The organism is Flavobacterium oreochromis (genome assembly GCF_019565455.1).
GTDB lineage: Bacteria > Bacteroidota > Bacteroidia > Flavobacteriales > Flavobacteriaceae > Flavobacterium > Flavobacterium oreochromis.
In genome coordinates this window covers 2,921,216-2,934,403 of record NZ_CP067377.1, presented here as the reverse complement: position 1 = coordinate 2,934,403, position 13,188 = coordinate 2,921,216, and the positions used below count along the sequence as shown (strand labels likewise).

At 26.9% G+C, this 13,188-nt stretch carries 13 protein-coding genes and 1 pseudogene; 4 read left to right on the top strand and 10 right to left on the bottom strand.

All coding sequences use genetic code 11. The features are described from left to right. Nucleotides 1-246: 246 nt before the first annotated feature. From ettA to holA, 3 genes are all read right to left on the bottom strand, one after another. Entirely contained in the window at nucleotides 247-1,935 is a 1,689-nt protein-coding gene (ettA, locus tag JJC03_RS13980) for an energy-dependent translational throttle protein EttA (protein WP_088400128.1), read from the bottom strand. Between the two features lie 76 nt (nucleotides 1,936-2,011). Then, nucleotides 2,012-2,200, bottom strand: a complete 189-nt coding sequence (locus JJC03_RS13975) for a CAL67264 family membrane protein (RefSeq protein ID WP_041253169.1) — start codon at nucleotides 2,198-2,200, stop codon at nucleotides 2,012-2,014. A gap of 48 nt (nucleotides 2,201-2,248) precedes the next feature. Beyond that, nucleotides 2,249-3,253, bottom strand: coding sequence for a DNA polymerase III subunit delta (gene holA / locus JJC03_RS13970; protein ID WP_088400126.1), 1,005 nt, complete (start codon nucleotides 3,251-3,253; stop codon nucleotides 2,249-2,251). A 78-nt stretch (nucleotides 3,254-3,331) separates the two neighbouring features. Here holA and JJC03_RS13965 point away from each other — a divergent pair, with 78 nt between their 5' ends. The 3 genes and pseudogenes from JJC03_RS13965 (at nucleotide 3,332) to JJC03_RS13955 (ending at nucleotide 6,191) form a co-directional block, all read left to right on the top strand. Next, entirely contained in the window at nucleotides 3,332-3,778 is a 447-nt protein-coding gene (locus JJC03_RS13965; RefSeq protein WP_235873509.1) for a type I restriction enzyme HsdR N-terminal domain-containing protein, read from the top strand. 551 nt (nucleotides 3,779-4,329) lie between these two features. Further along, nucleotides 4,330-5,330: pseudogene (locus JJC03_RS13960) on the top strand (glycosyltransferase family 2 protein). Nucleotides 5,331-5,336: 6 nt separating this feature from the next. Further along, nucleotides 5,337-6,191 carry an OmpA/MotB family protein gene (locus JJC03_RS13955; protein ID WP_088400120.1) on the top strand — a complete coding sequence of 285 codons (855 nt, stop codon included), beginning with the start codon at nucleotides 5,337-5,339 and terminating at the stop codon, nucleotides 6,189-6,191. 154 nt (nucleotides 6,192-6,345) lie between these two features. On the opposite strand, the gene JJC03_RS13950 is transcribed toward JJC03_RS13955, so the two are convergent. The 7 genes from JJC03_RS13950 to JJC03_RS18925 form a co-directional block, all read right to left on the bottom strand. Continuing rightward, nucleotides 6,346-7,101 carry a LytR/AlgR family response regulator transcription factor gene (locus JJC03_RS13950; protein ID WP_088400118.1) on the bottom strand — a complete coding sequence of 252 codons (756 nt, stop codon included), beginning with the start codon at nucleotides 7,099-7,101 and terminating at the stop codon, nucleotides 6,346-6,348. Between the two features lie 70 nt (nucleotides 7,102-7,171). After that, on the bottom strand, nucleotides 7,172-7,465 hold the full coding sequence (locus JJC03_RS13945) for a 2TM domain-containing protein (protein WP_235873508.1): 294 nt from the start codon (nucleotides 7,463-7,465) through the stop codon (nucleotides 7,172-7,174). Continuing rightward, nucleotides 7,465-7,782 carry a 2TM domain-containing protein gene (locus JJC03_RS13940; RefSeq protein WP_088400114.1) on the bottom strand — a complete coding sequence of 106 codons (318 nt, stop codon included), beginning with the start codon at nucleotides 7,780-7,782 and terminating at the stop codon, nucleotides 7,465-7,467. Before JJC03_RS13940 ends, JJC03_RS13945 begins: the two co-directional genes overlap by 1 nt. A 1-nt stretch (nucleotide 7,783) precedes the next feature. Then, a complete protein-coding gene (locus JJC03_RS13935; protein ID WP_088445156.1) occupies nucleotides 7,784-9,118 on the bottom strand; it encodes a histidine kinase in 1,335 nt (444 codons plus the stop codon). A gap of 30 nt (nucleotides 9,119-9,148) precedes the next feature. Beyond that, nucleotides 9,149-9,772: a hypothetical protein gene (locus tag JJC03_RS13930; protein WP_235873507.1), complete on the bottom strand. Its 624-nt coding sequence runs from the start codon at nucleotides 9,770-9,772 to the stop codon at nucleotides 9,149-9,151. A gap of 148 nt (nucleotides 9,773-9,920) precedes the next feature. Beyond that, nucleotides 9,921-11,390, bottom strand: coding sequence for a TonB-dependent receptor plug domain-containing protein (locus JJC03_RS18930; protein WP_309597670.1), 1,470 nt, complete (start codon nucleotides 11,388-11,390; stop codon nucleotides 9,921-9,923). Next, a complete protein-coding gene (locus JJC03_RS18925; RefSeq protein ID WP_309597669.1) occupies nucleotides 11,356-12,096 on the bottom strand; it encodes a carboxypeptidase-like regulatory domain-containing protein in 741 nt (246 codons plus the stop codon). The genes JJC03_RS18930 and JJC03_RS18925 overlap by 35 nt, the downstream gene beginning before the upstream one ends. A 625-nt stretch (nucleotides 12,097-12,721) precedes the next feature. Here JJC03_RS18925 and JJC03_RS18200 point away from each other — a divergent pair. Continuing rightward, complete coding sequence (locus tag JJC03_RS18200) at nucleotides 12,722-13,105, top strand: potassium channel family protein (protein ID WP_258931933.1); 384 nt, start codon at nucleotides 12,722-12,724, stop codon at nucleotides 13,103-13,105. The last annotated feature ends 83 nt before the right edge of the window (nucleotides 13,106-13,188 follow it).

Below are 13,188 nucleotides of genomic sequence, written 5' to 3'. Positions count from 1 at the left end.
CTATAAAAAGAAATCTACAACATAATTAAAAACTTATAAATTTATTTTTTAAAATTAAGTTTTTTACACAGATAATAAATCCGTTTTTGAATTTCAAACTCAAGAACGGATTTTTACTTTTAAGACAATAAATTAAAATTCTATTTTAGTTTTGAAAAAACAGTAGAATCAAGTGTAGTTTAAAAAGATGAGCCCGATAGCATATCGAGCTCATTAAAATATTTTAATCTGATTAATACCAATCTCTTATCTCACTAATTTTTTGTATTTAATTCTTGTTGGAACTAAATCACCAAGGCGTTTTTTACGGTTTTCTTCATAATCAGAGAAACCACCTTCAAAATAATAAACTTGTGAATCTCCTTCAAAAGCTAAGATGTGTGTACAAACACGGTCTAAAAACCAACGGTCGTGAGAAATAATTACTGCACAACCTGCAAAGTTTTCTAAACCTTCTTCTAAAGCACGAAGTGTGTTAACATCTAAATCATTCGTTGGCTCATCTAATAACAATACGTTTCCTTCTTCACGTAAAGTCATTGCTAAATGCAGACGGTTACGTTCTCCTCCTGATAAAGTAGCGACTTTTTTATTTTGTTCACTACCTGAAAAATTAAATTTAGATAAATATGCTCGTGAATTTACTTGACGACCTCCCATCATAATTAATTCTTGACCATCACAAAAATTTTCCCAAATAGATTTTTCTGGATCAATATTCTTATGTGTTTGATCAACATATGCTATCTTAACTGTATCTCCAATTTCAAATGATCCAGAATCTGCTTCTTGCTCTCCCATTATCATTCTAAAAATAGTTGACTTTCCTGCTCCGTTTGGTCCTATAATCCCTACAATACCTGCTTGTGGTAGTGTAAAATTTAAATTATCATATAACAATTTATCACCAAAAGCTTTAGCAACTCCTTTAGCTTCAATTACATTAGTTCCTAAACGTGGACCATTTGGAATGTATAATTCTAATTTTTCTTCTAATTGTTTAGAATCTTCATTTAGTAAACGATCATAGTTTTGAAGACGTGCTTTTTGTTTTGTTTGACGACCTTTAGCTCCTTGGCGAACCCAATCTAACTCACGTTCTAAAATTTTACGACGTTTAGATTCTGTTTTTTCTTCTTGTTCTAAACGTTTTGCTTTTTGATCTAACCACGAAGAATAGTTCCCTTTCCATGGAATACCTTCTCCTCTATCTAATTCAAGAATCCATCCTGCAACATTATCTAAGAAATAACGGTCGTGGGTTACTGCAATAATAGTTCCTTTATATTGTTGTAAATGTTGTTCTAACCAATGAACTGATTCTGCATCTAAATGGTTAGTAGGCTCATCTAATAATAATACGTCTGGCTCTTGTAATAACAAACGACATAAAGCAACACGACGACGCTCTCCTCCTGACAATACTTTTATTGGCGTATCTGCATCTGGACAACGAAGTGCATCCATTGCTACCTCTAGTTTGTTATCTAATTCCCAAGCACCACAAGCATCTATTTTATCTTGTAATTCTGCTTGGCGATCCATTAGTTTCTGCATTTTGTCTGCATCTTCATAAACTTCTGGCAAACCAAACTGATCATTTATAGTATTAAATTCTTCAAGTAATCTAACAGCTTCTGCTGCTCCTTCTCGAACAATTTCAATTACTGTTTTTTCTTCATCTAATTGAGGTTCTTGCTCTAAATAACCTACTGTATAACCTGGTGCAAAAACTACATCTCCTTGATGATTTTTATCAATCCCAGCTATAATTTTTAATAAAGAGGATTTACCTGAACCATTTAAACCTAAAATCCCAATTTTAGCTCCGTAGAAAAAACTTAAATAAATATCTTTTAATACTTGTTTATTAGTTGAAGAGTAAGTTTTACTTACCTTCGACATCGAAAATATTACTTTCTTATCGTCTGACATAATATAATTTAAAATTTTAGAATCTAGAATTCAAAACCAAAGACTGAAGACTAAAAACGTATGACTAATTACTAATTTAAACTCTCCCTTTTAAAGCATTAAAAACCCACGCATTGGCAAAAAAACCAATTCCTACCGCACTAAATCCCCATCCTGCTACATCTGCATAACGATAAATACCTAACCCTATCAAAATTATTCCCATAACAATCATTATAAATGTTGCCCATGCTAGAACTGTATTTTTATTCATTCCTACACTCATCTTAAACCAAATATTTTAGATTACTTTAAAGCTGCAAATATCGTAAATTTAGTTAAAAATTTTAACTAACATTTCTTTTAATAAATCTTCTTGTGAAAGATTACTTGCTCCTACCCCTTTACTTTTTAAATCTATATCTTTTAATGTTGCTACAATACCACTTACTTTTTTCATAGGATAATTTCGAGCTGCTAACTCATAATCTTTCACAAAAAATGGATTTACTTTTAATGCTGATGCTACATTTTTTGGATTTTTATCTTTTAATCCATGGTATTGAAGTAATTGTGAAAAGAAACTAAATACTAATCCTATCGTTAGAACAATTGGATTATCTTTAGGATTTTGGGCAAAATGATCTGCTATTTTATATGCTTGAAGCTGATTGCGTTCACCTATTGCTTTTCTTAATTCAAATGGATTAAAATCTTTACTAAAGCCTATATTTTCTTCAATAATTGCAGGAGTAATAACTTCTCCTTGTCTTAATATTATAGATAATTTATCTATTTCATTAGCAATTCTACTTAAATCTGTACCTAAAAAATCAACAAACATTTGTACTGCTTTAGGCTCTATTTGTAGTTTTTTACCTTGCAAAACCCTTGTTAACCAAGTCCCTACTTGATTTTCATATAACTTTTTACTTTCAAATACTAATCCTTTCTTCTCTAAAACTTTTGTTATCTTTTTTCGTTTATCCAAAGTTTTATATTTATAACAAAGTACTAAAACGGTAGTATCCTGTGGATTTTCGGCATATGTTTCTAACTTATCAATAGTACGTGATAATTCTTGAGCTTCTTTTACAATAACAACTTGTTTATCTGCCATCATAGGATAACGTTTTGCATTTCCTACAATTTCTTCTATTGTTACATCACGTCCATAAAGTATTGTTTGATTAAAGTCTCTTTCGTGTTCTTCTAAAATATTTTGCTCTATGTATTCTGAAAGCTTATCAATATAATAAGGTTCTTCACCCATTAAAAAATAAATAGGTTTAATTATTCCGGCCTTTATATCTTTTATAATTTTTAGTGCTTCATCCATTTTTTTAAGGTTTAAAGTTTACTGCTTAAAGTTTAGAAATGACTTGAAAGCTGAAACTAAAAAAACTATTTTTGGAAAATGATAAAATTAAATTTTCCTACCTATCAATTTCGGTTCAAAAATAGCGAAAATAAAGTATCTATTTTTGATGAAATCCGTAAAAAGTTTATTATTCTCACACCTGAAGAATGGGTTCGTCAAAATGTAGTACGTTTTTTATTAGAAGAAAAAAAATACCCAAAATCATGTATTAATGTTGAAAAATTAATTAAAATAAACGATTTAAGTAAACGTTATGATATTGCTGTTTTTCAACCTAATGGATCTATTTTTTTATTAATAGAATGCAAAGCTCCAGAAATAGAAATTACACAACAAACATTTGATCAAATAGCTCGTTATAACTTGGTATTAAATGCGCAACATTTAATGGTTACTAATGGTCTAAATCATTATTTTTGTTCAATGGATTTTGTAAATGAAAGATATATTTTTTTAAATAATTTACCTGAATATAGTTTTTAATTATACCGTATTTCATTAAAAAAACAGAAGAAAAAAATTTTTACGTTGTTTTTAATCACAATCAGCAACTTTTTATTTGATGGTATTTATCTGCATACCTCATATAGAATGTAATATTCCAAAATTAAAAATATTTGATGCTCTTTTTTGAGATTACTCTTAATATTGAGACTAAAAATTTACTGTTTGATTTTAATAAAAAAGACCATACTCTTTACTTATTCTAACAAATATCCCTATTGATTTTATTTTCCCTATATTATTTTTTTTGCTTACTTTCTAAAAGGAATAAGTTTATCAGAAATAAAACTGATATATCTGATTATTTCCTATCATTTCAGCTGTATTAGATTATATTGAAAATTTTTACATTATTTCACATGTTAAATATCTATACTTGTGTGTAAAAAATGGTGTAGCTTCTCTAATATTTTTACAATATTTAAGGAAATCTTTTATAGTATAACTTTTATTACACTTATTTTTGTACTCGTAAAATATATGTTTACATATTATAAATTTAAAAGATTTATTTAGTAAGTTCCCTAAATATGAAAAAAATAGCCGTAGTCATACTGAATTGGAATGGACAAAAATTACTACAACAATTTCTACCTTCAATTATTCAATATTCTTCAGAAGCAACTATATATGTTGCAGATAATGCTTCAAATGATAATTCAGTAGCATTCATTAAAAAAGAATTCCCTTCTGTAAAAATCATACAAAACGCAGGTAACTTTGGCTATGCAAAAGGGTATAATGAGGCTTTACAACATGTTGAAGAAGATATTTATGCCTTAGTTAATTCTGACATAGAAGTGACGGAAAATTGGCTAGAACCTATTAGGGTATTATTTGATAAAGAACCTACGGTTGCTATTGCTCAACCTAAAATATTAGATTATAAGAACAAAAAAATGTTTGAATACGCAGGAGCAGCGGGTGGTTTTATAGATCGTTACGGATTTCCTTTTTGTAGAGGTAGAATTTTTGACACTTTAGAGGAAGATAATGGACAATATAATGATATTATTGACATCTTTTGGGCAACAGGAGCTTGTTTTTTTATAAGAAAAGAAGTTTTTAGAGAATTAAATGGATTAGATCCAGATTTTTTTGCACATCAAGAAGAAATTGACTTATGTTGGCGTGCGTTCAACAAAGGATACAAGGCTAAATACTGTGGTTTTTCTGTTGTTTATCATGTTGGAGGTGCTACTTTAAAAACAGGTTCTCCACAAAAAACATTTTTGAATTTTAGAAATTCGCTATGGATGATGACCAAAAACCTCCCTACAGCAGAATTAATCCCCATTTTGTTTGTAAGAATGATATTAGATGGTATAGCAGGTATTAAATTCTTAACTGAATTGAAGCCAAAACATTTTTTAGCTGTCCTAAAATCACATTATTTTTTTACAGCAATTTATCTAAAAACTTAAAAAACAGAGATTTAAATCAAAAAGAAAATTATTACAAAATAAATTCTATTGTTTATCGTTATTTTATTAAAAATGGCAAAATTTTTGCTGATCTATACAAAAAATAAATTAAAATGAATAAAACATTTTTAACATTATCAATTTTAGGTCTTTTAACTACTTCATGTGTTTCAAAAAAGAAATATGCTGAATTAGAAGCTAAAAATAAAGAAACTCAAGACTTGTTAAATACTGCAACTATTAAATTAAATTCTTGTTTAGAAGAGAAATCAGGGCTAAATGCTAGTTTAACTGCTTTACAGAATGAAAATCAAAATTTAAGAAAAAATAATTCTGATTTAATTAATAGTTCAAAAGAAATGACTGTTTTAACTCAAAAAGGAGCTCAAAACATAGAAAAGGCATTAGAAACAATTAAAGAAAAAGATTTAAAAATCAATCGTTTACAAGATGCTCTAACTAAAAAAGATTCTGTAACATTAGCTCTTGTCACCAGTTTAAAACGTGAGGTAGGTATAGACGATCCAGACATCAATATAAATGTTGAAAAAGGTGTTGTCATGATTTCTATAGCTGATAATTTACTTTTCAAATCGGGCAGTTATGATGTAAGTGATAGAGCTAGAGGGGTATTAGCTAAGGTAGCTAAAGTAGTTAATAGCAAACCTGATTTTGAATGTATGGTAGAAGGACATACTGATAATTTACCTATTAAAAATACCGTTTTATTAGATAATTGGGATCTTTCAGTAAAAAGAGCTACTTCTATTGTTCGTGTATTAGAAAAAGATTTAGGAGTAAATCCTAAACAATTAATTCCAGCAGGTAGAAGTTTCCATATTCCTTTAGTTGATAATGATACTCCTGAAAATCGTTCTAAAAATAGAAGAACAAGAATTATTATCATGCCTAAAATTGATCAATTCTATGAAATGATTGAAAAGGAAATGAAAAATTTAAGTAAATAATGTTTAAATAGTAAACAACTATTTAAAAAAATTAAAATCTACAACCTTATGAGAGATCAAACCATAGTAAATTGATTTCTCATAAGGTTTAATACAATATCTACTCTTCATATTAAAGTAATTTTTTTCCTTTTTAGTAAAATATATTTTACTACTAACCTATCCAATTTTTAAATTCATTTACTCTTTCTCGAGCTACCACTATTTCTTCATCTTTATAAGTTGGTAATATTAATTTTAATCTTGAATTACTATATAATTGAATTTCTTTGATTGATTTTAAGGACACGATAAATTTTCTAGATATACGGTAAAAATCTTCTGGGTTAAGCTGTGTTTCTAATTGTTCTAAAGTACCTTCTATCAAATAATTACGGTTATCAAAAGTATGCAGATAAGTTCCTTTATCTTGACTATAAAAACATTCAACTTCTTGAATAGTTATTAATTTTAATTGTTGTCCTATTTTTACTGTAAAACGTTTTCTATATTCTTTTTCAATAGGATTTACTAGCATGCGTTTAATCATATCAAAATCTAATGATAAATTTTGAATAGTAGATGTTTGATATTTAAACTTTTTAACAGCGTTTTCTAAATCATCTTCATCAATAGGTTTTAATAAATAATCTATACTATTTAGTTTAAAGGCACGTAAGGCATATTCATCATAAGCTGTTGTAAAAATAACAGGGCTTTTAATGGGAATTGTTTCAAAAATTTCAAATGACAAACCATCTGATAATTGAATATCTAAAAAAATTAAATCGGGATGTGGATTATTTTGAAACCAGTATATTGCTTCTTCAACTGAATGTAATAAGTGATTTACAGCAAATCCTAGTTTTTCTACCTTACGTTGTAACAATCGTGCTGATGGCTTTTCGTCTTCAATAATAATAACATTCATTTGGATATTTTTTAAAAAGTAAGCTATGCTCATTAGCTCCATTTATTTTGATTTTTTTGTTCTTATTTAATTAATTGTTTAATTTTTTTTTATCTTCTTCCATAAATTGGCGTATTTTACGTTCTTCCCAATTTTTACTAATAAATGAAAAATCATATACTTTTAAACCATGAAAAAGTAAACCTATTCCCCAACCTAATGTTGGATAAAAAAACCATATATGATCTGATGAGTATTTAAAATTTATAAAAATGAAAAGGACATTTACACAGATAAAAGAAACCAGATGTGAATAGAAACCTTTTATTTTCTCAACTTTTATTTTTGCTTTTTGATAACGTTCATAATCATTCTGATTTTCCATTATTCCCAATGATTTTTAAATTGATTTTCTTTTTCTATTATTTCATTTATTTTGTTTCTTTCCCAATTTTCATTGAAAAATATATGAGCAAAGAATATTTTTAATGTTTTTATAAAAATTACAAATGCCCAACAAGAAATGACAAAGTGGTTTAACCATTTCAATGGAAAAAAACTAAAAGATAATCCAAAATAAGTTTTGAAAACATATAAGACTAATACTATTCCAAAAATTGATAAATGTGTATAATAGCTTTTAATCCTTCTTACTTTTTCGCGTATCATTTCAATATTCTCATTTTTTGTATTCGTTCTCATACTAATTCCATTTTTTATTTTCAGGATCTTCTCTTTTTAAAATTTCTTGGATTTTACGTTCTTCCCAATTTTTTCCGTAACCAAAAACTTCTATAGCTTTAAAAAACAATCCCATTCCCCAACCTATTGCAGGAAACCAGAACCAATTGAAATTGGAAGTTTTTGAATTAATGAATATTAAAACGGGGATTATACAGCAATAAGAAATCAAATTTCCATAAAACGATTTTAATTTTTCTACTTTTTCCTTAGCTTTAGTAAAAGCTAAATTTTCATTATAAATATCTTGTGTTTCCATGATTGCAACTTGTTTTGTTAAAATAGGAATATAAACTCTAAAAAAAATACTATTTTGTTGAATTAGAACTTTTCTAGAAGAAATTAATCCGTAACGATTAATAATATTTTGTAATCCTACTCCTTTACGTTCTTGTAATACTTCTTTTTTTTGTAAATTATTTTCAACTACTAAATAGTTATTTTCAATAAAAATTTTTATTTCCAAAGGTTTTTTTTCACTTACAATATTATGCTTGATTGTATTTTCTAAAAGTAACTGAAGTGAAAGCGGAACGACTTTAGCTTCTGCATTATTAAAATCTACTGGTAATTGAAAACTTAAACTATTTTCAAATCGCATTTTAAGCAAATTCATATAAGTTTTTGCAAAAGATAGTTCTTCTTCTACAGATACTAATTCTTTATCTTTTTGTTCTAATACATAACGATAAATTTTAGATAATGAGGTTGTAAATCGTTGTGCTTGCTCTGGATTTTCTTCAATTAAAGAACTTAATACGTTTAAACTATTAAATAAAAAATGAGGATCTATTTGATTTTTTAATGTTTCAAATTTAGCGGAAGCAGTTCCTGCAATTACTTTTTGTTCTGTTAGTTTATGTTCTTGATAATTTTTATAAAAATGAAAGAGATATAAACCTAAAGTAACAATTAAGGTAATAACCATAGATACTACATAATTAGAAGCTTTCTCATTTTTTATAAATTCTAAAAAAGTATCATCATCAATGACTAAACTCTCAAAAATTCTTAAAATAAAAATTACGAATAATGATACTATAAATGAAGCTATACTACCTAGAATAAGTCGTTTGGGAGCAAATCTGTTTTCTGTAAATAAACGATCAAAGAATACAAAGACGATACCATTAGCATAAAATAAAGTTAATCCATAAAGAAAAGCATAAAAGAAACTCCATTTTAAATAAGTCCAAGTTATAATTGCTCCATTAAGATAATTAATAAACAATAATACTAAACCAATAAAAAAACTAATTAGAATTGCACGCGGTGTTGTTGAAATCCATTTATTCATTTATATTCTTTATTTATTGTATCTATTCTATTATTTACAAGTAGCTGCAACTTGTTTAGCTCGTTCAAATCCCCATTTAGGATGAAAAGATGATTCTGGTTTAAAATTAGTAAAAAGTTCTAATGAACGATAAATTTCTGCACACAATGGTTTTGTATCTATCCCTGTCCATTTAGCACTTCCTAATTCAAATTCTGCTTTTCCAAAAACAGCTCTTGGATTATTAGGATTAATAGCTAATGCTTTTTGATATTCTGTCATAACTAAAGGAGAATATTTTATAGAATTATTTATAGGATCCTGAATTAAAGTTACAGTATAAATTAATGCTTGTAAAATATTGATTTCTTCACTTTTATTATTTTTTATTTTAGCAGATTCTAATGCTAATTGTGCCTTATCTATGAGAACTGTTACTTGTTCTTTATTTAGAGGGTTAAATGCTTCTGTACAATTAATGAGAGCTATATAATAATCTGGTAACCATTGTTTTTTTTCAGCTGATGCTATACGCTCAAAAATAGCTGAAGCTTCCATTATTTTTCCTTCTTTCCAATTAGCTAATGCTTTTCCCATACCTTGTTCAAATTTTCCTTCTTGAGCAAAAATTGTTGAACTAATTAGAATTGCTAAAAATGTTAAAAAACGTACCATAGTTGTTAAAGTTTTAAATGTTTCTAAATAATTTTATTTTCTATTTCAAAATTACTTCATCAATTACGCTAAAAAAATTCATGATGACTGAACTGTAATTTTTAATAGATGAATTGTATTTTATTAATAAAAGTCAAAAAATCACTATTTATATTATATAATTAAGTAAATCACAAATTATCCAATTGGTTCTTTTTTTATCCTTACTTAAAGTCCAAAAGAAACCAATAAAGAAAAAACGATCAGCTGGTTGACGAATAGTATCTCTTTGATAAATGCCATTTAAATCAGGATGTGAAGCGTATTGATAACCAAAAATATTGTCACGTCCTAAAACATTGGAAACTGAAAAATAAAGTATTTTTTGAGTGGTTAATAAATAAGCCCAACTAAGACTTAAATTGTTATAAGATTTAGTCCTTCCATTCATAAATTGAATTTCATTTGGATTATTATAAGATCTTCCTGTTGCAAAACTGTTTGTTATACTTACTTGTGATTTCCAATTTTCTATCCAATATTTTCCTACTAATGATAAGGTATGATTAGCTATAAAACTTGGAGTAACAGCATATGAATAATTTTTAAAATCACGTTTACTATCAATATAACTATAAGTCAACCAATATTCTACTTTCTTAAATGTACTATTATCTCTCCAAAAGAGGTCAAATCCTTTAGCATATCCATAGCCATCATTTGTAAAAATTGAATTATACAAAGGTTGTATTGTATTATACTTTATAAGATCCTGGTATTTTTTGAAATAAAATTCAGCTCGTAATGTTCTTTTATTAGCTGTATACAAATAATTTATAATATAATGTTGTGCTTTTTCAAAATTTAATGAGGTATTATATTTTAAATATTCTTGTTTAGGAGTTTGATGAAAATCACCATATGCTAATGAAAACTGACTATTATTAGAAACTTTATATGCTAATGAGACTCTTGGTTCTAATACTTTTTTGTTCAATAAGTCATTATACATAAAACGAGCTCCTAACTTTAGTGCAAAATCATTTGATAAGTATAAATCTGATTCTGCAAATAATGCTCCTATTTGACTTTTATAACCTAATATATATGAGGTTGTATTTTTAACGATATACTGTTCATCAAGATGAGTATAAAGATGATCGCCACCAAAAGATAAACTAAATAGATTCGAAAACTTTTTATCTATTTTTAATTTTAAATGAGTTGCTAATTCTTTCGTATTTAAATTATCTTGATTTAATTCTATTTCTACTTTATTTCTACCTAAGCTACCTCCTGCATTAAATGCCCATCCATTAGCAAATTTTATTTTATAAAAGGAATTAATATATAAATTATTATTTTGATTGTTAATTCTCTTAGAAATTAATGTTCCTGTTTGAATTTGATTTAAATCAAATGAGGAATAGTCTAGAGCTAGGTATAGTTTAAAAATTCCATTATTCATTTTTTGTCTAAAAACACTTTCACCTCCAAAAGTCTGGTAGGCTTTATTCCATTGAATTTTCTGAGGGACTAACCACTGATAGGGGCCTAAATTAATATAAGAGGTATTAAAACTAACTGAAGTTTTACTCCATTTTTTAGTTTGACCTATTGATGCTCCAACTGACATCATGCCTAAGTCTGTTTTTTTCTATTTCTGGTTCATTAATTGTATTCATTAATAAAATACTTGATAAAGCATCACCAAATTCAGCAGAGTAGCCTCCTGTAGAAAATGTCATTCCATTAAATAATAAAGGTGAAAATCGACTTCTAGTAGGTAAATTATTAGGTGTAACACCATAAGGTTGTGCCACTCTAATTCCATCTATATATGTTTGTGTTTCCTCACTTTCTCCTCCTCTGACTAACAAGCGCCCACTTTCTCCATTTATTTGTGCGCCTGGCATTGTTTGAAAAGCCCCCACAACATCACCTAATGCACCTGCTGTAGTTAATATATCTAATGGTTTTAATGCTGATGCTTTACTATTATCGCCTGCTTTTATTGTTCCAGCTGTAATCATAACAGCATCTAAGGCATTTACAGCTGTTTTTAACATGTAGATTTTCGTTTGATTCTTCTCTATTGTTATTAATTCTTTTAGTTGATCAAAACCTAACTGATTTATAATTAAATTATGTAATCCTTTTTCATTTGTTTCAAAATAAAAAGTTCCGTCTGACAAAGTAGTACTCCCATCATAAGTTCCTTCTATAAAAACATTAGCTCCTTTAATAGGATGTTGTTTTTTATCTACTACTTTTCCTTCTATTTTAATTTGAGAAAAGGAAAATATTGAATAAAAAATCATTAAAATCTTTAGTAAATTTTTCATTAGTCTATTTATTTTAATAGCTCAAATATGAAAAACTATAGTTTTGAAAAAAATAAATTAATACTCAACTGTAAATTTTAATACCTGAATTGTTATTATATATTTTGAATGAATGAAAAGAAGTAAAATCTAATTAATAAAATACTTTATTGCTATATATCGAAACCGTATATTTGTAACGCTACAGCGTTACAAACATTCTTATAATGTTTCTAATTAATCGTTTATCTTGGTACTAAATAAATTGAGTTATTTTAGAAATACTCACCTTTTAAATTATAATACTTTTTACTATGCCATTTAATTTTTTAAATAAAAAACTAATTTTAGGAAGGCATCATAAAAAGATAAGCCTCAACAGGATCCTATAAAAAAACGCATACTAAATATCATTTCAATATGGAATAATGACCATCAGGATGATAGTGGTATTGAAAAAATTGTTCGTCTATTATTATCTTCTTCTCAGTTACTTTTTCCAGGAATTTATATAAAACAACTGGCTCACAAGATAAATTTTGAATATGAAGATATTACAATAGATTTTTATGTATTAGCTAAGGTAATTTTTCCTCTTACTATATTAATAAATGGATACCAAAATAATTTTTTTATAATTAGTATAATGGTTTATCTTCTGTTAGAAACATTTTTTTATATCCCAACTTTAATATTTGCTTCTGATTTATTCTCAAGACCTCGTTCGTATAAACGATCTATGCTATTATTATTTTTAAATTATGCCGAAGTTGTTATTGGTTTTGGAGTATTATATGCTATGGGACATCAGATGAATAAACCTTTTAAACATTGGTTTGAACCTATCTATTTTAGTCTTATTACTTCTAATTCTATAGGATATGGTGATTTTCATCCTGTAACTTTGTTAGGAAAAGTATTAGTAAGTATACAATCTATGTTTTTCTTATCTTTTGTGGTCTTGTTTTTAAATTTCTTTTCTACTAAAATAAAAGTTAAAGGCTATTTTGATCACGAGGGAGAATTATAATTATATTTTTTCTTAAAAAAGTAAAACTCCGCTTCATGTTTAAAACGGAGTTTTTTTTTATATAAAATAAATAATCATTAAAA

Bases quoted from the DNA above. Each gene is read 5' to 3' on its own strand.
- ettA (WP_088400128.1), bottom strand. From the start codon at position 1,935: ATGTCAGACGATAAGAAAGTAATATTTTCGATGTCGAAGGTAAGTAAA.
- JJC03_RS13975 (WP_041253169.1), bottom strand. From the start codon at position 2,200: ATGAGTGTAGGAATGAATAAAAATACAGTTCTAGCATGGGCAACATTT.
- holA (WP_088400126.1), bottom strand. From the start codon at position 3,253: ATGGATGAAGCACTAAAAATTATAAAAGATATAAAGGCCGGAATAATT.
- JJC03_RS13965 (WP_235873509.1), top strand. From the start codon at position 3,332: ATGATAAAATTAAATTTTCCTACCTATCAATTTCGGTTCAAAAATAGC.
- JJC03_RS13955 (WP_088400120.1), top strand. From the start codon at position 5,337: ATGAATAAAACATTTTTAACATTATCAATTTTAGGTCTTTTAACTACT.
- JJC03_RS13950 (WP_088400118.1), bottom strand. From the start codon at position 7,101: ATGAATGTTATTATTATTGAAGACGAAAAGCCATCAGCACGATTGTTA.
- JJC03_RS13945 (WP_235873508.1), bottom strand. From the start codon at position 7,465: ATGGAAAATCAGAATGATTATGAACGTTATCAAAAAGCAAAAATAAAA.
- JJC03_RS13940 (WP_088400114.1), bottom strand. From the start codon at position 7,782: ATGAGAACGAATACAAAAAATGAGAATATTGAAATGATACGCGAAAAA.
- JJC03_RS13935 (WP_088445156.1), bottom strand. From the start codon at position 9,118: ATGAATAAATGGATTTCAACAACACCGCGTGCAATTCTAATTAGTTTT.
- JJC03_RS13930 (WP_235873507.1), bottom strand. From the start codon at position 9,772: ATGGTACGTTTTTTAACATTTTTAGCAATTCTAATTAGTTCAACAATT.
- JJC03_RS18930 (WP_309597670.1), bottom strand. From the start codon at position 11,390: ATGATGTCAGTTGGAGCATCAATAGGTCAAACTAAAAAATGGAGTAAA.
- JJC03_RS18925 (WP_309597669.1), bottom strand. From the start codon at position 12,096: ATGAAAAATTTACTAAAGATTTTAATGATTTTTTATTCAATATTTTCC.
- JJC03_RS18200 (WP_258931933.1), top strand. From the start codon at position 12,722: ATGGTTTATCTTCTGTTAGAAACATTTTTTTATATCCCAACTTTAATA.